The organism is Chryseobacterium sp. LAM-KRS1 (assembly GCF_013184525.1).
Lineage (GTDB): Bacteria > Bacteroidota > Bacteroidia > Flavobacteriales > Weeksellaceae > Chryseobacterium > Chryseobacterium proteolyticum.
Genome location: NZ_JAAOIZ010000005.1, coordinates 582,698 through 607,870 on the forward strand (window position 1 = coordinate 582,698; position 25,173 = coordinate 607,870).

Genomic DNA, 25,173 nt, shown 5'->3' on the forward strand with positions numbered 1-25,173 from the left:
TGAATTAAGGAGTATCTAGATAGTTTTTGAGATCTGAAATATTTTTTATGTTTAATTGCCGGGCCTGTTCCCGTCTCATCATCAGGGCGTAGGAATTATTAAACCCTAAAGGCTGAAGCCATTCTATACCATATTGTTTTTTAAATTCAGTGTTTACGTAGTTATAGGTTTTTTCAGGACTTGGGCTCACCTCTTTTAAAATTGTTTCCGAAGGTTTTAAAAGGACCAAAAGGCCTGTTCCCGTATATTCAGGGTAGAAATCAATGGCATCATTCACCAGTGCATCGAAACAAATTTTCGTTCCTCCCAAGCCTGTTTTGGTTTCTACTTTATAATCCGTATTGCCTTCAATAAGCATTTTATACATTTCTGTAAGAATATATTGCTCTCCAAAAATTTTGGAGCCGATCCGCACGGTCCCTCCATTTCCTTTTCGGGAATTTTTGAAAAGATCATGCTGCTTCAGGAAGTCCTTTGCAATTTTTTCCGGGGTTTGGTGGAGGTAATCAGACCGATAATTGAGATCCGTCATGACAGAGTCATTGAATTTTCCTGCCAGCAAATTGAGCGTTTCTTGCAGCTGCGGAAACTTTTGTAATGTTTTTGTCTTTATAATGGGTGCGGCAAAATACGGTGGAAATATTTTTTTATCGTCCTCCAGTACATACAGATCATAAGCTTTAATCCTTCCGTCTGTAGAATATCCGCTTATGAGATCCAGTTCCTTATCGTAAGCTGCTTTATACATAATGGCATCACTTACAATAAGTGGTTTGGCATTAAGCCCGTATACTGATCTCAATCCAATATCTCCATCCTGCCTTCCCATAAATTCAGGCGTAAAACCTGCTTTAAGCTTGGTTCCGGAATAGGAATTAAACACATATACACCTCCAATAATAACCAAAACTATGGGAATAATGAACAGCATCTTACGAAGCCTCCTATAGCCGGATTTCTGTAAAACAGAAATCAGTTGATCCAGGATAATAGCCAGTAACGCAGCCGGGATGGCGCCTGCTAGAATCATATTGGTATTATTAAGGGAGATTCCTCCAAATATAAATTCTCCCAATCCTCCTGCCGCAACAAATGAGGCTAAAGTCGCCACACCTACATTGATTACTGCAGCTGTCCTTATTCCTGCAATGATTACAGGCATTGCCAATGGAAGCTCTACTTTGAACAAGAGCTGTTTTTTGTTCATTCCCATTGCCTGGGCAGCTTCTACAACCGAAGCATCTACTCCCGTAATTCCCGTATAGGTATTCCGTATAATTGGTAGAAGGGCATATATCAGTAATGCTACAATGGCTGGAGTAGCCCCGATGCCAAAGGCAGGAATCATAAATCCAAGTAAAGCTATACTCGGAATGGTTTGCAGTATACCGGCAGTTCCCAGGACAGGGTTGGCAAATAATTTCTTTCTGGCGATGAATATTCCTAACGGAACACCCACAATTATTGCCAGGAGTAATGATACAAAAGTAAGCCCAAGATGCTGTATAATCTGGAGAAGAAGTTTATCCTGCTGTTCGGCAATAAACTGCCAGAGGTTCTGCTGTGTCATTATGCCTGTGCTTTTCTGTAAAGGTTAAATGCCTCGCTCAGTTTTTCATACTGATCCGAATAGCTTTTATCTGCACTGAGTTTCTGTAAAATATTCCACACATTTTCCTTTCTATCAAATTCTTCTCTGAAACTTTCGTTCTGTTCAAGAAAAGGACTTATATTATCCAGCGTGGCAACTTTATATTCAAGCAAAAGCCTGTTTTCTGCAAAGAAATTTTTCACAAAATCCCCGGCAGGATGATAGAGCATTTCCTTGGGAGTTCCGATCTGGACAATCTTTCCTTCATTCATAAGGCAGATCCTTTGCCCCAGCTCGAAAGCTTCCTGTACATCATGTGTAACAAGAATAATGGTTTTATTTTTAAGTTCCTCTAATGATTTAAATTCAGAATGAATATCCGCTTTAGTAATATTATCTAATGCTCCAAAAGGCTCATCCATTAATAATATCGGGGTATCTGCTATTAAAGCTCTTGCGATCCCGACCCGTTGCTGCTGTCCGCCGCTTAATTCCTGGGGAAAACGGGAAAGCAGTTCTTCCGGCAGGTGAAGCTTTTCCATAAGTTCTTCCGTTCTGCTTCTGATCTTCTTTTTCTCCCATTTGAGCAGCTCGGGAACCACAGCAATATTCCGGCGGATGTTATAATGAGGAAAAAGCCCGGCATGCTGCATAACAAAGCCAATGTGCATGCGGAGCTCTTCCGGTTTTTTTCCAAGAATATTTTGTCCGTCAATCCAGATATCACCGGAATCAGCTTCTATCAGACGGTTGATCATTTTCAGGGTTGTGGTTTTTCCACAACCGCTTGTTCCGAGAAGCACCAGAATTTCTTTATCCTGTGCTTCGAAAGAGATATGATCAACGGCAATCCGGTCATCAAATTTTTTGGTGAGTGATTCTACTTTAATCATAGGCAGGACTTATCTCGCTAATCTTATTCCTGTAAACTGCCACTGAAGACTTGCATGAAAGAAATTCCTGTATGTATTTCTGCTGTGCCCTTTCGGTGTAGCTTCGGAAGCCCCTCTTAAAACCATTTGATTGACCATAAACTTTCCGTTATACTCGCCTACGGCACCCGCTTCTTTTTTAAATCCGGGATATGGTAAATAAGCACTTCCCGTCCATTCCCACCTTTCTCCCCACTGAAAATGTACGGAAGCAACCTCCCACTCCGCTTCGGTTGGAAGACGCATTCCTTTCCATGCTGCAAAGGCTGAAGCTTCATAGAAATTGATGTGACAAACCGCTTCGTCAGGATCTACTTGCTGTAAACCGTCTAAGGTATAATACATCCATTTTTCATCGATCCAATGCCAATATAACGGTGATTTCACCTCATTTTGTTTCACCCAGTCCCAACCCTCTGCATGCCAATGCCTGAAATCCTTATATCCATTGTCATTTATAAATTCCAGATACTCGCCATTGGTAACCAGACGGTCACTTATTTCAAAATTGTTGAGGTATACTTTATGTCTTCCCAGTTCGTTATCAAAGCAAAAGCCATTACCATTAAAACCAATTTCATACACCCCTTCACTTAATCTGATCATTTCACCGGTCCGAACCATTTCCTTGCTCTCTTCCTTACCTTTCCGGTACGCCGGGAAAAGAGGATTGTGACCTAAAATATATTTGATGTCCGTAAGCAACAACTCCTGGTGTTGTTGTTCATGATTGAGTCCCAGCTCCAAAAGCGGCTCAATGGAAGGGTTCATAAATTCACTCTGAAGAAAAGCAGTCATCTGGCGGTCCACATATTCCCTGTAGCGATACACATCTGCCACTGAAGGGCGGCTCAAATTACCCCGGTCTGTACGGATGACTCTTGCTCCTATGGTTTCGTAATAGCTGTTGAATACAAAATTATATTGAGGATCAAAAACAGTGTACCCCGGAAAATTCGGAACGAGAATAAAGGTTTCAAAAAACCATGTGGTATGTCCTAAATGCCATTTTGGCGGGCTTACATCCACGATAGGCTGTACGACAAAATCTTCAGTCTCAAGAGGAGCACAAATAGCCAACGAATGGCTGCGAATATTCCTGTAAGTCGTTACGGCATCAATAATCTTAGGATTTGCTATCATCTTTTTAGATTTTTTATTATTTATTTAAACTTCCAGACGGAGTCAATAAACCATTTCCTCGAGTCTTTAATTTCTCCGTCAATCTCAAAGCCCGTTTTCTTTGCCAATTCTTTTATATCGGTCTCAGAAAATTTCTGTGAAACCTCCATATCTATCAGTTCATTTTCCTTAAATATAATCTCCGTATGATCTATATTTACCACCTGATCGGCCAGACTAACGAGATAACTCCTGCATGCTCCGCTTACAGGATCATACGTCTGATAATGCTGAAATTGCTCAATATTAAAATCAGCATTAAGTTCCTTATTGATACGCGTAAGAAGATTAAGGTTAAAAGCTGCTGTTATACCGGTGGCGTCGTTATAGGCATTTAAGATGGTGTGAGGATTTTTTTTAAGATCAAACCCTATCAGAATCCTGTCTCCGGGATTCAGGTGATCTTTCAATCCTATACAAAATGCATTAGCCTCTTCGAGTTCCATATTACCGATGTTCCCTCCCAAAAACAAAATGACTTTTCTTCTTGAGGAAAGCGAGGCCGCTTTATTGAGCATTTGAAAATATTCTCCCTCGAGCTGGGTAACTTTTAAATCAGGTATCTCCTTTTTTAATTTCTGATCCAGGACAGATAAAATATTACCTGAAATATCAATGGGCATATAAGTAAAATCCAACCCCTTATCTATCATATATTTAAGAAGATAGGTCGATTTCATAGCATCACCTGCCCCCAGTTCGATCAGATCGAAAGGAGTATTGTCAAAACCTATCAGATTAGCGATATCGGCTGTTTTATTTTGAAATATATCAAGCTCACATTGGGTAAGATAGTATTCAGGCATTGCCATTATCTTCTGGAAAAGCCGGTCTCCTACTTCATCATAAAAATATTTTGAAGATAATCTTTTGGGATTGCTATCCAGTCCTTTTTTTACATCGAGGAAAAAATTTCCGGTCTTATTGTGATTGTTTTTTATTTGTGAATTGGTGTTTGAGTTCATTTTACGTTTTCATTATAGTTCGGTAAGCACTACAAATTACCGTTCTCCTCATTACTCTTCATAAAAGTAGTTGCTTGGCGCATTCAATATAATTAAATGTACACTTAAATTTTGATTTAGCTATTCTATTTTCCATCTTTTTAATAAAATTATGAAAATTTAAAAGTCAAAATTCATATTAAAAAGTTCTTATTAATAGCAGGTTATTCACTCCCAACCCTGAAAAATGTCCGTTAAATAAAATATACCTCAGAAATATGATTTTAATATTTTATTTTTGGTCATTACTCGGTTTGGTATTGTAACATGTTCTATTTATCAGGAATCTTTATTGCTTATTTTTCTTCTTTTCTCATTTTAGGTAAGAAAAGGAAAATGATGGCAGATTACCTTTTGGCATTATGGTTCTTTATCATTGGGATTCATTTGACATTATTTTATTTAAATTTTTCCGAAAACAATATTACTACTCCCTATTTATTGGGATTAGAGATTCCTCTTCCTTTGATACATGGACCTATGCTTTATGTATATGTCCTTACGCTTACTCAGCAAAACAATCGCAGATATCTGAGGATTCTGCATTTCATTCCTCCTTTGGTCGTGTATCTTATTTTGTGGGATTTCTATTTACTTTCGACAAAAGATAAGATTTTAATTTATCATAATGGCGGAATGAGGTATCAAAACATAAGAGAAAATATCAATATACTTATTTATATTTCCGGAATTACATATATCATACTTAGTATCAGATCATTAAAAAAATACAAAGACAGTATTGCAAAACAGTATTCTAACATTGAAAGGATCAACTTGAACTGGGTATATTATCTTATTTTTGGAATCGCTGTAATCTGGATCTTAGTTATCCTTAAAGATGACAGAATCACATTTACCTCAGTTGTAATTTTTATATTACTGGCGGCTTATTTCGGAATTACCAAAGCAGGAATTTTAAATTTACCAGAGCCAAAAATAAAAGATACTGAAAAAGATGATACCACACCGCCTAATGAAAATCAACAGATTAAATATCAGAAATCGATTTTAAACGAAGCCTCAATCCAGGAAATCTACACCAGGCTGACTTCCAAAATGCAATCTGAACAACTTTTCAAAGATCCCGAATTAAACCTGGCTACACTGGCCGGCATTATCGAAGTACATCCCAATACTCTTTCTCAGGTTATCAATACCATTGAAGACAAAAACTTCTACGATTACATCAATATACAAAGGATTGAAGAATTTAAAAGAATCGCTGTCCTTCCGGAAAATCAAAAATTCACTATTCTTTCACTGGCATTTGAATGTGGGTTTAATTCCAAAACTGCTTTTAATCGCAATTTTAAAAAATATATGAATTGTTCCCCGAGAGACTTTTTAAAGGAGCAGAATCTTGAGATTGGAGGTTAGAAGTTAGAGGTTAGAGGTTAGAGGTTAGAGGTTAGAGGTTAGAAAGAAAATAATTATTCGACTTCCACAAAACAATCCGCTCAATCAGTTATTTTATGTGTATGAAATTAGTTCCACCTTACATTCTGGGGCATTTATTTTTTTAACAATCCGCACTTTTGCTAAAAAAACAACATTTAACCCCATTGTTAAGCCATTTAACTCAAGCTCTTTTACTATGAAAATATTTTTGTTCGTTATCCTGGTCATTTTTGCATTATTAATCGGACTATATCCTTTAATTTATCTTTTTGTTGATCACAAACATACTTTTTTACAAACCAAGCTTCCTGAAGTTGTTCATGATACTGTCTGGAGAGCTCTTTTCTTTAGCCATATGATCTTCGGGGGTATCTCTCTTTTTATTGGATGGAGACAGTTTGGAGCAACATTTCGGAATAAGCATAAAGTTTTACACAGAATAATAGGTAAAACATATATATTCTCAGTAATTATCAGCTCAGTATCGGGTATATATATTGGCTTCTTTGCTAATGGAGGAATTATTTCTTCATTAGGTTTTATAAGCTTGGGAATAATTTGGTTTTCTACAACCGTTGCCGCATTTTTAAAGATAAAAAGAGGTGATGTTTTACAGCATCAGAAACTGATGACTTATAGCTATGCCTGTACTTTTGCAGCAGTAACACTAAGACTGTGGATGCCTTTATTAAAAATAGCTATAGGGACACCGGATATATCCTACCTTATTGTTGCCTGGCTATGCTGGGTTCCAAATCTCTTAGTAGCATATTATATTAATAAAACTCACTCATTGCAGAATCAATAATGTTTTGAAAAGATGTCTCATGAAGGCTTGAGTTGTTTAACCAGATAAAAATCCACGAACTGCACTTAAGTATCTACCATTTAAATGGTGATAAATGTATATTTGTATAAGTAAGAATTTTATTTTTGCTGCACCAAAGATCACAATTTATACGTATGAAAAGAAAATTACTCCTGTTGCTGGTATCTTTCACTTTCGGTTTTTCTTATTCTCAAAGGTTTTACACCCTTGATGATGACGGCCCGTATATCGACAGTCTTACTCATGTTATACAGACAACCAAGTCAGACAGCATACGAGGAATAAACAGTTTTAAGCTGGCCGATCTGTTCAGAAGAAGTAAAAAGAACGAGCTATCTGACAGATATCTCCTTACTGCCAATAAGATAGCACCCAAATATCCTTTCTTAAAAGCTGCGGCTATTTATTATAATGCGGCAGGATTAGTAAGCAAGGGAGATTTTGACAATTATGGTAAGCAGCTCAACCTTGCTCTTACTGAGCTCAGGAAATATAAAACAAAGGACTCATATTCATTACAGGCTTTTATCCTGAAAAACATATCTCTTATCAAAGTTTTACAAAACAATGAGCTGGAAGGGATGAAAATTCTCATCAATGAAGCCATCCCTACGGGTAAAAAAGGAAACGATCTGGAAACTCTGAGTATTCTTTACAAATCCGTTGCAACCATTTTCATGAACTATGATGAAAGGATTAAGGCAGACAGCTACCTGAAAACCGCTAAGGAATATATTGAACAGGCCTCCAGATCTACATATACTTACCAGGAAACAAAGGCCGACATCTATATTATAGATGCTGAAAACAAAAGCCGCCTTCATATGTTGGCGGAGGCTAAAAAATCTCTTGATATCGCATACAATATCATTAGAAAATATCCGGATTCTAATCTCAACGGCAGCTATTATACAGCTGAGGGTTTTTATTTTTACAGACTCGGACAGTTTAATAATGCTTTAAAAAGTTATGATAAAGGGATTGTAAACAGTACCCTCCATCAGGATATCCTTTTAACCAATCGACTGAAGTTTTCCAAATATGAACCCCTGAAAGCTCTGAACCGGCTTGAAGATGCTAAAAACCTGCTGCTGGATCTTATAGGAAGCACGACCCATTTTGCCCTTGACCAGAGAAACTATACCAAGGAACTGGCGCAGACCTTTGAAAGTCTGGGGGATACCAAAAATGCTTATAAATACCTGTCCAGATACAATACGATCAATGACAGCCTCAACCTGAGTGAGTATCAGGGAAAAATAGCAGCTCTTGAAGCCAAGTTTAACCGGGCGGAAAATGAGAAAAAGATCAGCCAGCTTGAAGCTCAACGCGAACGTGATCGTTTGGTTGCACAGAACAATAAACTTTACTATGGTTTGCTGGTTGCGGTTTCGGTTATTCTGTTATTACTTGTTATCTTCCTTTGGATCAATTCAAAAAATCAGAAGAAAATAGCCACCCAACAGTCCCTTAATTATGTACAAAACCTGGAAAGCTTAAAAAATCAGAAGGAAATAGAAGTCATGCAGGCGGTGATCAGAGGAGAAGAAGATGAACGTAAGAGAATAGCCCGGGACCTCCATGACGGCGTGGGAAGTATGCTATCTTCCCTTAGAACCAGATTTTTAAAGATAAGCAGTTCTTCGGGACCTGCATCGAAGGATGAAATTGAAAATATGAACGGAATCCTGAACAATTCAATTACTGAATTACGGCAGATTTCTTTTAACCTTATTCCGGAAACGCTTCTCAAATTAGGTCTGGAACATGCATTAAATGACCTCTGCCATATGTTGGAAACCGATGACATCCGTATTTATTTCCAGGCCAATCAGATCCGGTCTGATATTCCGGAAAATATTCAGATTATGATTTACAGAATTATTCAGGAATTACTGAACAATGCTTTGAAACATTCATCCTGTACAGAAATCCTGGTGGACTGCAGCCAGAATCAATCCCGTTTTTTCATTACGGTAGAAGATAATGGTAAAGGTTTCGATACCAGTCAAATCAAGAACTTTACAGGACAGGGATTGAAAAATCTCAAAAGCAGAGTGGAACTTTTTAATGGAAAAATAGACATCCAATCTTCTGCAAATCATCCTACTACTTTTAATATTGAATTATCCATTTAACTGCACCCATCATGACAAAACCCTACAAAACAATTATTGTTGATGACCATCCTATTATCGCTGAGGGACTGCAAATGCTTTTTTCGAAATCAGATGATGTGGAAATTGTCCGGAGCTTCAATACCGGTGAAGCCCTCCTCAATTATGAGCATCTTGGTAAAGCAGATGTTGTTCTGCTGGATGTATTTCTTCCGGACATCAATGGCATCGATCTATGCCTGAAAATAAAAAAAAACCATCCTAAAATCATCGTATTGGCAATGAGCAGCCAATCCGAAAGAAGCATTATTTTACAAATGATCAAAAACGGAGCACATGGATATTTGCTAAAAAATGCGTCACTCGAAGAATTCAAATCCTGCATTAATAAGGCTGTATCCGGAGAAATGGCTTTTAGCTCCGAAATTGAAGCAATTGTTGAAAAGACCAGTATTTATGATCTTAAATCGGTTCCCAGGTTGACACAAAGGGAGAAAGAAATTCTAAAGCTGGTATCGGAAGGTAAATCGACACAGGAGATCTCGGATATCCTTTTCTTAAGCTATCTTACAGTACAAACTCACCGGAGAAATTTATTGAACAAATGTGAGGTCCGTAATGTGGTTGAACTTTTAAAATTTGCAAAAGAAAACGGACTTTGACAAAAGGAAATGATCTCCACATAAAATAAAAAGTACTATCCAAAGCGGATAGTACCTTTCCATCATAAAAAATGAAAAAAATTACTGTTTACTGATTTTTTTCGAAATAATTTTCCCACTTTTTAATTCTCCCTGAACCACATATATTCCATTAGGCAGCTCTGAAACATCGATCATTCCGGAATTCTGTGTTTTCTGAACAACTTTACCATCTAGGCTGATAATACTGATATTCTTAATGTCATCTTTAGATTTTATTGTGATGAATTTTGATGTCGGGTTAGGATAAATCACAATCTCATCTTTTTTGTTATCCATATCTATCGTAGATAATGTAGACGACGGTGAAAAATATGCCAATGAAGGCTGGGTCGTGGTTTGTCCGTTAGTTGTAAATGTATTAAATGCAATTACCAGAACTGGTCCGTTGGATTCAGTGACCCATTGATACGATTCATTATGATAGTCCTGAGATACTCCGCCGCTGGTTTGGGTTGCCGTTCTTACTCTCTTAATCCTCAAAGCATTCTGAAAAGTTCCGTTAGGTGTTATCACAGTGCCATACCCGTCTACTTTAAAGTTTTCCTGTCCGTTCTCTACCGTACCGGGAATATTGATCTGATAAGTATCTGTAAATTCCTGAAGGTAATTAACAGGAAATTTGTAATTGATCAAGGGATCAGTATAGGTCATCATTACATCTCCCTGTGTACTGTAATTACCAATAGTTGTGGCTTCCGTATCACTATTGAGAAGATAATCGTAAGTACTTCCTCCTACCAATTCGCTTATTCTGTTGGCCGTTGGAAATTTAGAACAATTGGCATGCCCCGGACACGGATATAGTTTAGTAGTGATTACGGGTGTGCCTACATAAGATGAGAAATCCCAGGTTTGTCCGGCTCCGGAAGGTCCCGGATTCAAAGATGCCGAAACATTGGCATGATAAACATCAGTGGTAATATTAATTTTATCAAGTGCCGCTCTCGTCACTGTGGGTTGTGCCGCAATGCTCAACCCTGTTAAAAATAAAAAAGTACAGATTAATTTTTTCATTTTTTTATTGTTTGGTGTTAAAATATATACTGTTAAATCCATGAAATGAATTCAGATGCATCGAAAATATGGTTACAAGCTCTTACCCTTCCTTTCATCAATTATAAAAGCAAATTTACCTGCATAAAGAGGCCCCTCCAATACCTGCCGGAGCGTATTTTTTTCTACCTGACAGCAGGTATATACTAAATAAATTGATTAATTTCACCTACTTAAAAAAAATAATAGTACACAAGTTCGAATTCACATCATTATAATTAGGAAGGAGATAAAAAAAAGTTAATATGAAAAAAGCAGGAATAATCGGTTGTGGCTGGCTGGGATCAAGGATTGCAACAAAATTGTCCGAAACCTTTGAGATCTATACAACAATAACAAGTCCGGACAAGGCTAAGCACTTGGAAAAACAGGGATTTCATCCTTACCTTGTCAATTTTCCCGATTATCTGCTGACCGAAAAAATGGATCAATGGCAGATTATCAATGAGCTGGATGTCCTGATCATTACTATTCCTATTTCGGGAAAAAGCTGCTGTGCAAGTTCTTTATACAACAGGATCCAGAATCTTTTTTCATTTATAGAAGATTATGACGGACAGATTTTTCTTATGAGTACAACAGGGGTATATCCTGATCACAATAAAGAATTTACCGAGGAAGATGTATCTCCTGATCAGATTTCCGGAGAAAGAATGATCAGAACCAGATATCCCCAAACTAATATTTTAAGGTTGGCTGGTCTCATGGGAGATGATCGTTTTCTAAGCAAATATAATGTCTCAAATCTCAATTTTTTTGTCAATCATATTCACTACAACGACATTTGTTCGGTTATTGAGAAAATGATTGAAAAGCAATGTTCTTCCAGAATCTATAATGTGGTTGCCCCACTTCATCCTACCAAATCAGAAGTCATCAGTATTCAGAAAAACATATTGAACACAGATACCGCAAAACCGGAAGGAAAGAAAATCTCTTCAGCCAGACTGATCGCTGAACTGAATTTCGAATTTGAATATGCTGATCCCAAGTACTTCCACCCTCCTTTTTCAGCAATTGATGTGTAGCTTCTATAGTAGACTTCCATTTTATAAAAACAAACACCAAGCAATATATTATGAACGAAAAAACTTCACTATGGAAAAAAATAACAGGTTGGTTTCAACGTTTAGAAAACTCGATTGCTCCAAGCCGTCAGACATTAAAAGCAAGCGGGTATGGCATTCTTTTGAGTTCCTGTATTTTTTTCATTCTGGTATCCGCGGATAAATTCCTTCCTGCCATAGGATGGGGAAATTTCATTTTATTTCTGCTGATTTCACTTCTGGTAAGTTACCTTATTGGCGGATTAATAGGCTGGTTGACCGGCTTAATAGGCAGAACACCTTCTAATTTCAGACATGCAATCGGTTTTACCCTGTTTTTTTTCTTCTATCTTATTTTAATTACATCTACATTTCGCTGGGTATTGATTGTATTTCTTGTTCTTTTTCCTTCTCTTACCTTTGGAGCTTTGTTCTATTGGAGATCCAAATCTAAAACAAGCTGGTCATTGCGTCAGAAAATACTTACCGCAACTTCACTTTTTATTGGAATTCTTGGAATCGTGATTGGCGGTTATATTTATTTGGATTCGGGGAATACTCCTTCAGCAGTTAAAAATTATAAAATGTCCGGGAAACTTCCCCTCCCGATCAATGCTCCTGACCCTTCCCTTCCGGGAAAATACAAAGTAGCTTTCCTTACTTACGGATCGGGAAAAGATAAACACCGTACGATCTATGGCCGGGATGTAAATATTAAAACAGCTTCTGTAGACGGCTCCCTACTTCTTAACTCATGGGATGGAATGTCCGGTAAACTCCGTACACGCTATTTTGGATTTGATAAAACGCAACTTCCCCTGAATGCAATGGTTTGGTATCCTGAAAATCTCAATGGAAAGGCTCCTTTGGTATTGATCGTTCATGGCAATCATCTGGCCCAGGACTGGTCTGAAAAAGGATATGATTATCTGGGTAAGCTTCTGGCAAGCAAAGGATATATCGTAGCATCCGTTGATGAAAATTTCCTGAATACAAGTTTTACGGATATCGACCAAAAAGGATTCAAAGACGAAAACGGAGCAAGAGGCTGGCTGATGCTTAAACATCTGCAGCTTTGGAGAAAATGGGGTCAGGATCCTCGTAATCCGTTTTTTAACAGGATCAATATGGATCAGATTGCGCTCATAGGACATTCCAGAGGCGGGGAAGCCATGTCGCACGCTGCGCTGTTCAATAAGCTGCCTTATTTTCCTGATAATGCCAATGAAAGATTCGATTTTAATTTTAATATAAAAGCTTACATAGCTATTGCACCGGTGGATGGACAGTATCAGCCGGCATCTATTTTAGCACCCTTGGAAGACATCAATTATTTTGTCATCCAGGGAGTTCATGATATGGACATGCAGTCTTACGGCGGACTTGCCACATATAAACGGATTCAGTATTCACCGGATTATAAGGGATTCAAAGCTGGATTGTATGTTCATCAGGCAAACCACGGACAGTTCAATACTTCATGGGGAAGCTATGATTCCAGCAGTCCGTATATCAATCAGTTCAATATGAAAAACCTGATGCCTGAAAAGGAACAACAACAGATTGCGAAAGTATACATATCCGCTTTTTTAGATGTTAACCTGAAAGGAGAAAACGTCTACAAACCTCTTTTTACAGATTACCGATATGGACGAAAATGGCTTCCGAACCATGTTTATTTCAATCAGTTTGAAGATAGTGAAACGACATTTGTTGCCCGTTATGAAGAAGATCTCAACTTATCTACCGCCACTTTAAAAGGTGTACAGATCACGGGTGAAAACCTTAGCTTATGGCGGGAAGCCCAGCAGAAGCTGATATGGAACAGTCAAATTTCAAGAGCTGCTTATATCGGCTGGAATCACAGTGAAACCGGTAATAAACCAGGAAAATATACTTTTACTTTCCCTGACAGCCTCCGCCAGGATTTAAAGGGCAAAGCATTGGCATTTAATCTTGCAGAGAGCGATGAATCTTCGGTAGCAGCCCGGAAAGGAAAAAAAGAAACTAAAAAGGAGGAGTCCGTAAAAAAAGATCTGCAAAAAAAGGCCATCGATTTCAGTATTGAGCTGACGGATCAAAACGGAAAAAAAGCACATTTCCTTTTGAGTGACTGTGCACCTTTACAACCTCAACTGAAAAAGAACTTAACCAAATTCAGTTTTTTCAATGATAATCCTGATGCAGAATCTATTCCAGACTATTTTTATTTTGACCTTGATACCGTCAGAAAAAAGTATCCGGAACTGGATCTGGATAAGCTGAAATCGATCTCATTGATCTTTGATAAAACTCCGGAAGGCGTAGTTATTCTGGATGACATCAGCTTTGTTAAACTTCCTACTTCTACCCGTTAATCTATTGACCCTAAAAAACTAAATATTCTATGGACATTAAAAATTTTGCCAACCTTTGGATCAATTCCTGGAATTCTCATAATTTAGAAGACATCCTGAGCCATTATGCAGATGATATCGAGATCACTACTCCGATGATCAAAACATTCACATCAGGTGAAGATACCCTTAAAGGAAAAGAAGCTGTTAGAGAATATTGGGGACGTGCTCTTGAGAAGGTACCCGATTTGCATTTTGAGCTGTATGATGTCACTTACGGTATCAATTCCGTTGCATTGTATTACCAATCTATTATGAACAAAAAAGCAATTGAGGTGATGTTCTTTAATGATGAGGGCAAGGTGAAAAGGATGCATGCATTTTATACTGATTAACAAAAATAAACGAGCCAAAGCCCGTTTTATTGATTTATAAAAGTCTGATTCTCTCTTCTTCCAGATCGATCTGATATATTTGCCAATTGATGTATTCTTCATGCAATTCAGGATCTTTGTTAAGTCCCGATAAGAACTTACGCTGATTTTCCAGCAATTCGAGGTAATTCTGTTTGGTCCGTTCGGTCATTCTCAAATGTTCCGGCTGGCTTATTTTATATTCCCACTGGTCAATCATCTTTTGTAAATGAGGATCTTCATACTCCCCCATTTTTTGTTTTTCTTTTAACAAACGTATTGTTTCTACCACAAGATGGTTTTTAACTTTCATTTTTGCTTCATCCTCCGGTAATTCCCTGCCGTAATCAAACAGTTTCGAGCGTTCAATGATAAGAGGAAGAGTAAGCCCCTGGATAAGAAGTGTAAAAAGTATCACTGTAAAGGTGACGAACAATATAAGATTTCTATGTGGAAAAGCTTCTCCGGTCGGTAAGGTCAACGGAATAGATAAAGCAGCGGCTAATGACACCACACCCCGCATTCCTGTCCAACCTAATAACAGCGGTAAGCCAAGTATTCTCCGGCGGCTTAAACCTCTTCCGGGAGCAACACTGGGTCTGAACATAACAGTTGCAATCAGTGCGGCATAAGAAGAGATCATCCGGGTAGCAATTAAAATTACCGTAACAAGGGCTCCATAAAAAATTGCTGTTCTTAAAGGAATTCCATCTGCCCTAAGCCCCTTCACAATTTCCGGAAGAGCTAATCCGATGATCATAAATACGATACCATTTAAAATAAAGATCAGCGCTTCCCAAAAACTGAGCCCTTTGATCCTGCTGGCGCTACTGAGAAAAGTGAGCCTCCGGGTGGATAAAAACAATCCACCAGCGACTACGGCCAGCACACCTGAACTATGTGCCTGTTCAGCCACCCAATACAGCAGATAGGATTCCACCAGTGTAAATACAATATCTGAAGGTGCATCCGTAGGCAGTCTTTTATGAGCCTGAATAAAAAGCCATCCTCCTAAAAGTCCGATTCCTATTCCTCCTATAACCATCCAGAAGAAATCCGTAATCGCCGTCTGGAAAATAAATTGTCCCGTTCCTATAGCTACTAAAGCAAAGCGGACAATAATAAGCGATGAGGCATCGTTCAGTAAGCTTTCACCTTCCAGAACTGCGGAGGTGGATTTTGGAATTCTCACAAACTTCATTATTGCTCCCGTACTAACCGCGTCGGGAGGCGATACAATTCCTCCTAACAGAAAACCTAATGCAAGGGTAAAACCCGGAATAAAATAATTAGATATCAATGCAACTGTGAGCGCGGAAAAAAATACAACCAGAAACGCAAAACTTCCAATGATCCGCCACCACTTTTTCATTTCTTTAAATGAAATACTCCATGCAGCTTCAAAGAGAATAGGCGGCAGGAAAATAAAGAATATAAGGTCCGGATCAATCTGTATGCCTGGCAGCCCGGGAATAAAACTGATCAGCAGTCCGGCAACAACAAGAAGTATGGGATATGCAATTCTCAGTTTTTCAGCCAACATTTCGATCAATACAATTGCTATAATCAAGGCTAACATGAAAGGTAATAGTTCGTGCATATTCGTTACTCGTTGTTTGAAATAGTTATTTGAAATGATACGGATTTTAAAAATAGTATTTTCGGAGATTACTTTCAAGAAAAATTATGTATAACACTTAAAATCAAGGCAATTCTTCTCTTATTAAAAAAATTATGGCTTACATTTATTAAAAATTTTTATTCACTATTTTATCAAAAACCTCTTAATAATGAGAAATCATTATTTATTCAAACTACATAACCAAATATGATGAAAACAGTAGAAATCAAAACCAATGAAGGGTATCGTGTTTCTGCCCATATTTACGAAATTCCTGACAGTAAAAATATTCTGATCATATCATCAGCCACCGGAGTAAAACAATCTTATTATAAAAAGTTTGCGCAGTTCCTTTCTGATCATGGAGTTTCAGTCATTACTTTTGACTACCTTGGTATAGGAGAATCTCTTAAAAAGCCTATTCAAAAACTGAATAATGGTGCTTCAGACTGGGGAAAAACCGATTTGCATGCTGTAACGGAATACACTAAAAAGAATTATCCGGACCAGAATATCATTTTATTGGGGCACAGTATCGGAGGTCAGCTTATCGGGTTATCATCATCTTCCACAGAGGCTGGTAAAATTATTCTTGTCGCAGCCCAGAGCGGATACTGGAAATTCTGGAAAGGGTTTCAAAAATATAAGTTATGGACTTATTGGAAAGCGATGTTTCCTCTACTAATCAACTTTTTTAATTATCTTCCCTCCAAAAGAATCAGCGGTATGGAAAATTTACCTAAGAATGTTGCCAAACAATGGGGAAAATGGTGTTTGTCGCCTAATTATCTTTTTGATCATATTCCGAAGCAGGATCTATTTTTCAAAAACATCACAACCCCTTTAATTTCTGTTAGCATTGAAGATGATCATTTTGCCCCCAGAAAAGCCGTTGACTGGCTCAGTAAAAAATATGAAAGCGCAGATCTGACCAGAATTCATCTGGTTCCAAAAGATTTTAATACTGATACTATCGGGCATTTTGGCATTTTCCGTGAACAATTCAAAGACAATATATGGCCATTATTTTTACGGGAAATAATTTAAGAAAAGTACAGTGTTAAAGTCCGTCCATAAACATACAAATCAGACACATAAAGTACATGAACATTTATTTGTTCAACTTACTATACACTAAGTCCGTTATTTTTGCTATTACATCATCATTGGTCTTATTGTCTTCATGGGAGTCGGATATAAATACGGCAATACTGAAAGATTTACCATCCTGAAGATTTACAATTCCAATATCATTACATGCCCGGAGCACACCATTGTCCCTGCCTGATGTTCCTGATTTATGAAATGATTTTGTTTTATTTTGTATCAATCCCTGTATTCTGGTATTTGTTACCGAATGTTCCATTCCGTTTTTTAGCAGATCAAAACTTTCGTGAGATAATATTTTCTTCTTTTCAACCTGATAAAGGATTTTTGTAGCAAAACCAGGGGTAATCCTATTTGATTCAAAGTCTTTTAAAGGACTGGTATAATCATACATAATACTGAAATCTCCCGGATTTCCCATGTGAATTTCATGGATAAAAGTATTGAGGCCGCCAAAGCTTCCGGGAACATGATTCGCAAGCTTATCGAATATATTATTATCACTACGTTTAAGCATAAAAGAGACGGACTGTTTAAGAGACATTGTTGTCCCCTGGGGAATACTATCTCTCAGAGGGCTATAGGTATCTGGTCTTAAATCTTCTTTAGAAAATACAACCTGTTGATTCAGATTCATCTTTCCCTGATCTACAAGATGTAAAATATAAAGACCTAAAAAGTATTTTGATACACTGTATAGCCTGTATTTCTTATCATTATTAATCTTAACTAATTCATTTCCTTCATTATTTCTGACAGAAACTCCTATGTCCATTTTTTTGCCATCTATCAATTTATTGATGTCATTTGTTAAATTTGTTTCCACAGAAGTACTCCTGCACGACGTCATAAAAATGACCAGCAAAAAATACATAAACGCTTTTTTCATCTGAATGTGTTTGTTTTTATTATTGTTTTCTATTTTAAATTTTTAGTTTTTCCGGATTCCATTCAACCTATCATCTAAAACATTCGTATAAGATTCACAAAATCAAAATCTTAAAAACCTCTACCTTAATCAAACTAAAAACTATTCATAATAATGCCCCACCTCTATCATCAGGTTTTCATAGCTGAAATAAAAACCAAAGCTATCCCTTATTTTGCGGGGTTCCTGTTCTCCTACGATACCTCCTGTTTTTAAACGTTGGTATATATAATTAACCTGTTCTATGGTGTCCAGCATAAATCCTATGTGAAAGGCTTCGGGGTAAGCAGGAGTTCCTTCTCGGTTTTTCATCAATACCAGTGTAAAATTACCTTCTCCCTTTAATACACTAACGATATAATCTCCTTTTACATCTACACATTTAAAACCGAAATAGGTCTGAAAGAATTTTGTTGTCTTTTCAACATTGGCAACAACTAAATTGATATGATTAAGCTTCATCTTCTTTTTGTTAAAAAGTGAATTTAGCTATTATTTTTTAATTTAAAATATAGATTCAATAGATTATTTAATAATCAAGCGCTAACGATTACGCTTTTTCTCTATTGCTTATCCCTGTATTTGTACATATTCAGCCTCATTTCATGTCTATTTTGATCAGGAATCAATATTTAAGATCACCTATATTTTGCTTTATCACAATAACCGGGTCTTATCTAATTTCCAGTATTAATATTTCGCAAACTAACCATGAATTATGGTTTTGATATTAAAAATTGTATTAATTTCACATTCAATATCGCTTAATGAAATTTTGAAAGAGGATTTTCTAAACTAAAACTTGAATCCATCCTTATCTATATTTGACTTCAACAATTATAAAATGCCTAAAAAATATATATTTCCATCCGAATTGTCCTGGTTATCTTTTAATGACTGTGTTTTACAGGAAGCGGCTGATAAAACCAATCCTCTGTATGAAAGAATAAAATTCCTTGCCATTCATTCTTCTAATCTTGATGAATTTTATAGGGTAAAGATCAGCGATCTTCATTCTATTCCTGAAAAAAGCAATTTGTTTGAGAAGGTTAATAAGGAAATTAACCGCCAGCAGAATACATTCGGTTCGATATGGAAAAAGCAGATTATCCCGGAACTTCAGGAAAATAAGATCATCTATTACGAAAACCAGCCGTTGCTCCCCCTGCATACAGAGGAGATCGACAGTTACTTTAAAACAACCATCCTTTCTTATATCCAAATTGTTTATTTGTCAGAAGACGAAAATCAGGAGTATTTTTTAAATAACAGGCAGCTTTACTTATTGATCCGGCTAAAAAATACAAATGGCGAAATCACTTATTGTTACATCAATATACCAGCTGATAAGCTGAACCGGTATAAATTACTGAGCCCTGTAAAAGGAAAAAATTACATCATATCCATAGACACAATAATTAAAAAATGTCTGCATTATATATTCCCTGACCAGAAAACCTCTACAGCATTTGCTATTAAACTTAACCGGGATGAAAATTACCTGATTGAGGACGAAGCTAGCGGAAATCTGGTTTCCAAGATCAAAAAGAAACTGCAGGAAAGAAAATCGGGTTCATCTACAAGATTCCTGTATGATTTTAATATGCCTGAAGAAATGAGAAAGCTATGTAAAAATGCATTCCATCTGAAGGACTACGAAATGATTGAAGGTGGCACTCATCATAATTTTTTTGATCTGTTTAAGTTTCCTAATCCCAATTTTCCGGATCTTCAGAACGAAAATTTCCCACCGCTGAAATATTTTCCGTTTGAAACCAAGAAATCAATATTTGAAGTCATTGGTGAAGAAAACCAGCTGCTCCATTTCCCATATCAATCTTATCATTATGTTCTACAGTTTTTTAACGAGGCTGCTATTCATAAAGATGTAACGGAAATAAAAGTAACCCTGTACCGCATATCTTCACAGTCTCTCATCGCTAATGCTCTTATCAGCGCTGCAAAAAATGGAAAAAAAGTAACTGTTTTTGTTGAGGTAAAAGCCAGATTCGATGAGAATAATAACCTTTTCTGGGCCAATGAAATGCAAAGGGCCGGAATCAGGATCATTTACAGTATGCCTAATCTTAAAGTACATGCCAAGGTGGCTCTATTAACCTTAAAAAATGCAGGAAAGACAAAGAATTATGCTTACCTATCAACAGGAAATTTCAATGAAAATACAGCAGAAACATACACCGATTTTGGCTTTTTCACCTCTCAAAAAGAATATACGGATGATCTGAAGCAGGTATTCAGGTTTTTTAAAACCAAAGAAAAAAATTACCCTATTTCTAATTTATGGGTCGCAGGATTTAATCTGAAAGAAAATATCCTACAGCATATTGATATTGAAATACAAAATGTTGAGAATGGCAAGAAAGGAGCAGTATTCATGAAGATCAACGGTCTTAATGATAAGGAAATTATCAGTAAACTGATCGAAGCCAACAACGCAAAAGTTGAAATTACCCTTATTGTGAGGGGAATCTGCACTCTGTTGCCGGGAATTAAAGGTTATACGGAAAACATCAAGATTTACAGGATTGTAGACCGTTATCTTGAACACTCCCGTATCTATCGATTTCACAATGATGGAGCAGAAAAAATTTACCTTTCTTCGGCAGATATGCTTAGCAGGAATCTCAACCGCAGAATAGAAGTTGCCTTTCCTATAAAGGATAAAAAAATCATGCAGGAGATTAACGCTATTATCAATATGGAGCTGAATGACCATACCAAAAAGAGGATCATTAACAGTAAAGGCCAGAGTACTTCCGAAGACCAGGCTGGGCAACCGGATAGCTCATCTCAACGGGCTACTTATCTTTGGTACAAAAAGAAAGAGAAAAAGTCAAAGAAAAAATAACTGTTCTACAAACACAATCGTGAAATCACTGCTGTATCCAAACTACTTTTTTTAGGTAATACAATGGACCATGCATGTCCTTTTGACACCCAGGATATGGATTGATATTGAGGAAAATTGATAAAGTTGCAAACGATAACGTTTCCTTTATGCTCAATATCCTCAATTTCATATAAATGAAAAGGAGTCATAAGACCGGTTTTCAGGACTTTGGACAGGGCTTCTTTAATCGTCCATAAAACAGTAAGACTTTTGTTTTCATCACCATCAATATCCAAAAGCTTATCTTTCTCATGAGGAGTAATAACTCCTTTAATGGTATCTGATTGCTCTGCACTAACAGCTTCTACGTCTACCCCCATCGGATGTCCTTCCGGAAATACCACAGCTATCCCCATTTCTGTAGTATGAGAAATACTTAATTGGATATTTCCCGCTCCGGATAAATGAAGAACGGGCTGCTGGAATATTCCGGAAACTATTTTTGTATCTGGTAAAACAACTTCATTCATAAATGCACTTAATGCAGTTTTGGCAGCGTATCTACCCAGCAAATAACTGTGCTGAACTTTAGGTAACTTTAATGTACCAAAAAAGTCCAGTTCTTCCTGATGCAAAAAAGAATGTCGTATTTCTTTCAAGTGAGCCAGCGAGTGCTGAGTTACTGCAATAGCAGCAGGATACAAACCATCTGCTCTCTGTAAAGCTAATTTTTCAACTGCACTATTATTTTGTATGGATACATTCATAGCAATAAGTTCATCGTCAATAAACGCATAAAATTAGCATTATTATTTGAAAGAAAAAGGGTCTGGCTGATTCTTCCGCATCCTGAAATCTGTAAAAGCATCTCTTCTGTTCAAAAGGAAATTAATTGATTAACATAGTAAAGGATTTACTTTTTTCATGGTTGCCCCAAACGAAATATGGGAATCATAAGTAAATTAGGTTTTACAAAAAAACAATCTTTAAATAAAAATTGTATTCCAAATAAGGTAGTAGCTATTCACAAAGATAATAAACTCTTTCAAGAAGACTAAGGGTATTAATATAATGTTTTTGGATAAATTTCAATTGAACATGTAATTTTCTTAAATTCTCCAAATTAAATTTTAGTTTTATAAGTGAAAATTTACTTAAAAAAAACCGAATTAGATAAAATCTAATCCGGTTATTAAGTTTACAAATACAAATTACGATCAATATAATTTGAATGAAATACTTTTTCTAATCCAAAAGTAATAAACTAACAAGTACGCGGATATCCACAGAGACACCATGGTCCTAAACAACCTGATCCTCCCTGAATCTTTCTCAATTCATTTCTTGATAAACTTTTCTTAATTGTTTTTAAATTAATCTTTTTCATAATAATTATAATATTATTAAATAAATGCCTACTCTTTAGCTTTTCGGCTTACGCTTTATTATTTCCGGTTTAAATTAAAAAATTACTCTATATCATAAATCAAAATGATTCTATTTTTTAGATAATAACTTAGCCTTTCATCAATCATATTATTGAATTCCTGAATCATTTGAACAGCATCCTGATCAAGCATTTCAAATAATTCGTTCTTTAGTTTACTATATGCTATCCCATATGAAGCTTTTTCCAAAATTATAGAGTCTATTTCATCTATAGAAATCCTCATTTGTTCATCATCAATTTCATCAATAATTAACTCTGCATCAAAATTTTCAGATTGCTTTTCAAAGACTTTTATATAATTTTTTTTTAATTTTTTAATATAAAAATCTTCACCATCTTGGATAAATTTCAAAAGGTTATATTGAGAACTTATACATGCAAGGTTTCTATTGAATAAATATTCATTCCTATTTTCTATTTTAATTGATTCTATTTCGTTACGGTGATATTCTACGAAACCTTGTATTCTTCGTACATTCTCTGAAAATGAAAAATCGTAGTTTTTAATTTTTATAAGCCAATTATAATCATTGGGAAAGAGATCTATAATTTTTTTAAAATACTCCGGATAATGCATTAAAACATAACTCTCCATTTGTTTACAAACTTCTTTACTTCTTTTATAATCCCCCAATAAATGCAAGTATTTGCGTTTAAGTGGAACCTCATCAAAACTTCCAAATCCTTCATAATTATTATCAAAAGAAGTTTCATTAAAAAGATAATTGCTTTCTTTTTGATCTCTCATCAACATTTCAAACAATAATACTTGTTCAAAAAATATATTGAAGTTTCCAGCATGCACATATTTTGGTAGCGATTTATTTTTTTCTGCAAATTCAAAAGATTTTGCAGCGTATTTTTGTAAAAAATTTGAATCATTCCCTCCAAAGATTCCCATATTACAAGCAAAATTGTTTTGATGAGTGACATACCCCTCTATCTCTTCAGGAACAAAATACAAATGCGGCTGGATGCGTTTCCACATAGTACGATAATAATCCGTTGTTATTTCCAGATTTTGTGAGATTACCCCAGATTTTAAGAGGTCATCAGGAAATTTTCCCCAGATAAAAACATCACCATCTACATGAAGAAAGGGGCCTTGTTGAAGACTATATGTTTTTATTTTAGGAAGTGCCCAAAAATCTTTGTGGAAACTATTAAGCTCATCCAAAACAATATGAACTTTTTTATATGGAAGGTTCAATTTATTTATTAAAAATTCGTATCCTTCATTATCAGTATATAGTTCAACATCATAAAATTTTGAAAGCTGAACACAGCTTAAAATCCAACTTAGAGTATGAAATTTGGGAGAAGCCCATCCAAAGTTGCTAGTCTCAATATTTTGCTGGCCACTCCAAAATGACTGTATAATTTTAATCATTATTTATAGTTTGTATCGATTTTATAAAAGATCATAAAAATACCCATATTTACATACCTTTTTGATAAAATAAGGGTGTTCCGTCATTTTTCAATACTTCCATTCCATCGTTATTTTGGAAAAAATAAAGATTTGCTTCTTTTAGGTAATAAAAATTTTGAAAAAAAAATGATTTTAAAATTCTTCCACGCAAAAAAGCCAATTGAAAAGTTGTATGCTTTTTTCCATTAACAATTTCAAATTTCTGACCCATATAGTTATAAGTCCCATTATTTAGATCTTTAGGTATATTTTTCCTTCCAGCCATCATAATTTTATCAAAGAAATGAAGTAGTTTGAATTTTATTTGAACATAAAAATCATTAATTCTACCAATTACTCTCAGCTTAAATGTATTAGGAACTATGCTATATTGATGAATGATAAAGCTGTCAAAAATTTCATTTTTTATATTCTTATCAGTAAATAAATTCTTTTTATAATCACTTAGATGATAAATTAGTATTTCAAATTCATCTTTATAAGAAAGAATTCCTTTATTATATTTTATATTTCCGGGAACTCCTCCTATTGAGTAATATTCAAACAAACATCTTATATTGTGTTTATTTCTCTCTAATAAGTGATGAATAGAATCAGTCTCTGAAATTGTTTCAAGAATATTTGTCCCTGCTATTACTTCAGTATAACACCCTCCACATTCATCAAACATAAAGTTTTTGTCTTCAGTAAAAATTTGTCTTAAATAAGAACTCTGTTGATATAAATTGTTAATCAAAGGAATATTTCTGTAAATAGACATATAGCCAGAAGGATACTCAGGTGTAGTAGAAATAAAATCATAATTATTAAGTATATCTTGTGACAAAAACCCTCTGATGTTTCCTAAAATAACATCTATATCACAAATTCCCCAAAATTCATAATTCTTGATAAAGTCTTCAAAAATAACGCCGAATGAAGGTCTGAAATCGCAAATCTTATATCCATATTTTATGTGAACTTTCATTCCTAACTTATACGATGCAAGGCTATTAAAATCTTCAAGTGAATAATTAATTTTTTTTATATTTTCTGACTCTATTAAATTATTAAAATTATCACCAATAAATAAAAACTCTGTATCTTCATTATCAATGCAGGATTGATAGAACAATGGAAAATACCAAGGTAGCTTACCAAAATACGCAACAAAAAACAATATTTTTCCCATCTAAT

General features: G+C 35.7%; 20 protein-coding genes. 9 read left to right on the forward strand and 11 right to left on the reverse strand.

Annotated features, from left to right (window positions below):
* Window positions 1–4 precede the first annotated feature (4 nt).
* From G9C87_RS17265 to G9C87_RS17280, 4 genes are read right to left on the reverse strand one after another with little or no spacing between them, the layout of a single operon-like run.
* Entirely contained in the window at window positions 5–1,570 is a 1,566-nt protein-coding gene (locus G9C87_RS17265; RefSeq protein ID WP_172283412.1) for an ABC transporter permease/substrate-binding protein, read from the reverse strand.
* On the reverse strand, window positions 1,570–2,484 hold the full coding sequence (locus G9C87_RS17270) for an ABC transporter ATP-binding protein (protein WP_172283414.1): 915 nt from the start codon (window positions 2,482–2,484) through the stop codon (window positions 1,570–1,572). The genes G9C87_RS17265 and G9C87_RS17270 overlap by 1 nt, the downstream gene beginning before the upstream one ends.
* 9 nt (window positions 2,485–2,493) lie before the next feature.
* Complete coding sequence (gene egtB, locus G9C87_RS17275; RefSeq protein ID WP_172283416.1) at window positions 2,494–3,666, reverse strand: ergothioneine biosynthesis protein EgtB; 1,173 nt, start codon at window positions 3,664–3,666, stop codon at window positions 2,494–2,496.
* Between the two features lie 20 nt (window positions 3,667–3,686).
* Window positions 3,687–4,670 carry an L-histidine N(alpha)-methyltransferase gene (locus G9C87_RS17280; RefSeq protein ID WP_172283418.1) on the reverse strand — a complete coding sequence of 328 codons (984 nt, stop codon included), beginning with the start codon at window positions 4,668–4,670 and terminating at the stop codon, window positions 3,687–3,689.
* 375 nt (window positions 4,671–5,045) lie between these two features.
* Here G9C87_RS17280 and G9C87_RS17285 point away from each other — a divergent pair, with 375 nt between their 5' ends.
* The 4 genes from G9C87_RS17285 (at window position 5,046) to G9C87_RS17300 (ending at window position 9,718) form a co-directional block, all read left to right on the forward strand.
* The gene (locus G9C87_RS17285; RefSeq protein WP_228457039.1) at window positions 5,046–6,089 is read left to right on the forward strand and encodes a helix-turn-helix domain-containing protein; all 1,044 of its coding nucleotides are present in this window, start codon (window positions 5,046–5,048) and stop codon (window positions 6,087–6,089) included.
* Window positions 6,090–6,306: 217 nt separating this feature from the next.
* Window positions 6,307–6,918 (forward strand): DUF2306 domain-containing protein, encoded by a 612-nt coding sequence (locus tag G9C87_RS17290; protein WP_172283422.1) that lies wholly within the window; start codon window positions 6,307–6,309, stop codon window positions 6,916–6,918.
* A gap of 155 nt (window positions 6,919–7,073) precedes the next feature.
* Window positions 7,074–9,077 (forward strand): sensor histidine kinase, encoded by a 2,004-nt coding sequence (locus G9C87_RS17295; RefSeq protein WP_172283424.1) that lies wholly within the window; start codon window positions 7,074–7,076, stop codon window positions 9,075–9,077.
* Window positions 9,078–9,088: 11 nt separating this feature from the next.
* Window positions 9,089–9,718: a response regulator gene (locus G9C87_RS17300; protein ID WP_172283426.1), complete on the forward strand. Its 630-nt coding sequence runs from the start codon at window positions 9,089–9,091 to the stop codon at window positions 9,716–9,718.
* Between the two features lie 81 nt (window positions 9,719–9,799).
* Here G9C87_RS17300 and G9C87_RS17305 read toward each other — a convergent pair whose 3' ends face one another.
* Window positions 9,800–10,774: a T9SS type A sorting domain-containing protein gene (locus G9C87_RS17305; RefSeq protein WP_172283428.1), complete on the reverse strand. Its 975-nt coding sequence runs from the start codon at window positions 10,772–10,774 to the stop codon at window positions 9,800–9,802.
* 284 nt (window positions 10,775–11,058) lie between these two features.
* On the opposite strand from G9C87_RS17305, the gene G9C87_RS17310 reads away from it, so the two are divergent.
* The 3 genes from G9C87_RS17310 to G9C87_RS17320 are packed head-to-tail and all read left to right on the forward strand — an operon-like array spanning window position 11,059 to window position 14,590.
* Window positions 11,059–11,841 (forward strand): hypothetical protein, encoded by a 783-nt coding sequence (locus G9C87_RS17310; protein ID WP_172283430.1) that lies wholly within the window; start codon window positions 11,059–11,061, stop codon window positions 11,839–11,841.
* Window positions 11,842–11,891: 50 nt separating this feature from the next.
* Window positions 11,892–14,216 carry a chlorophyllase/cutinase-like alpha/beta fold protein gene (locus tag G9C87_RS17315; protein WP_172283432.1) on the forward strand — a complete coding sequence of 775 codons (2,325 nt, stop codon included), beginning with the start codon at window positions 11,892–11,894 and terminating at the stop codon, window positions 14,214–14,216.
* A 29-nt stretch (window positions 14,217–14,245) separates the two neighbouring features.
* On the forward strand, window positions 14,246–14,590 hold the full coding sequence (locus tag G9C87_RS17320; protein ID WP_172283434.1) for a nuclear transport factor 2 family protein: 345 nt from the start codon (window positions 14,246–14,248) through the stop codon (window positions 14,588–14,590).
* A 34-nt stretch (window positions 14,591–14,624) separates the two neighbouring features.
* On the opposite strand, the gene G9C87_RS17325 is transcribed toward G9C87_RS17320, so the two are convergent.
* Window positions 14,625–16,208: a Na+/H+ antiporter gene (locus G9C87_RS17325; protein ID WP_172283436.1), complete on the reverse strand. Its 1,584-nt coding sequence runs from the start codon at window positions 16,206–16,208 to the stop codon at window positions 14,625–14,627.
* A gap of 228 nt (window positions 16,209–16,436) precedes the next feature.
* Between G9C87_RS17325 and G9C87_RS17330 the strand changes: the two genes are divergently transcribed.
* Window positions 16,437–17,276, forward strand: a complete 840-nt coding sequence (locus G9C87_RS17330; RefSeq protein ID WP_172283438.1) for an alpha/beta fold hydrolase — start codon at window positions 16,437–16,439, stop codon at window positions 17,274–17,276.
* Window positions 17,277–17,340: 64 nt separating this feature from the next.
* Here G9C87_RS17330 and G9C87_RS17335 read toward each other — a convergent pair whose 3' ends face one another.
* Window positions 17,341–18,225 carry a serine hydrolase gene (locus G9C87_RS17335; protein ID WP_172283440.1) on the reverse strand — a complete coding sequence of 295 codons (885 nt, stop codon included), beginning with the start codon at window positions 18,223–18,225 and terminating at the stop codon, window positions 17,341–17,343.
* Window positions 18,226–18,366: 141 nt separating this feature from the next.
* The gene (locus G9C87_RS17340; RefSeq protein WP_172283442.1) at window positions 18,367–18,726 is read right to left on the reverse strand and encodes a VOC family protein; all 360 of its coding nucleotides are present in this window, start codon (window positions 18,724–18,726) and stop codon (window positions 18,367–18,369) included.
* Window positions 18,727–19,108: 382 nt separating this feature from the next.
* Here G9C87_RS17340 and ppk1 point away from each other — a divergent pair, with 382 nt between their 5' ends.
* A complete protein-coding gene (ppk1, locus tag G9C87_RS17345) occupies window positions 19,109–21,133 on the forward strand; it encodes a polyphosphate kinase 1 (protein WP_172283444.1) in 2,025 nt (674 codons plus the stop codon).
* Between the two features lie 5 nt (window positions 21,134–21,138).
* Here the strand turns inward: ppk1 and G9C87_RS17350 are convergent, their stop codons facing one another.
* From G9C87_RS17350 to G9C87_RS17360, 3 genes are all read right to left on the reverse strand, one after another.
* Window positions 21,139–21,882, reverse strand: coding sequence for a 4'-phosphopantetheinyl transferase family protein (locus G9C87_RS17350; RefSeq protein ID WP_172283446.1), 744 nt, complete (start codon window positions 21,880–21,882; stop codon window positions 21,139–21,141).
* 702 nt (window positions 21,883–22,584) lie between these two features.
* On the reverse strand, window positions 22,585–23,955 hold the full coding sequence (locus G9C87_RS17355) for a DUF6734 family protein (RefSeq protein ID WP_172283447.1): 1,371 nt from the start codon (window positions 23,953–23,955) through the stop codon (window positions 22,585–22,587).
* Between the two features lie 49 nt (window positions 23,956–24,004).
* Complete coding sequence (locus G9C87_RS17360; RefSeq protein WP_172283449.1) at window positions 24,005–25,168, reverse strand: DUF6625 family protein; 1,164 nt, start codon at window positions 25,166–25,168, stop codon at window positions 24,005–24,007.
* Window positions 25,169–25,173 lie beyond the last annotated feature (5 nt).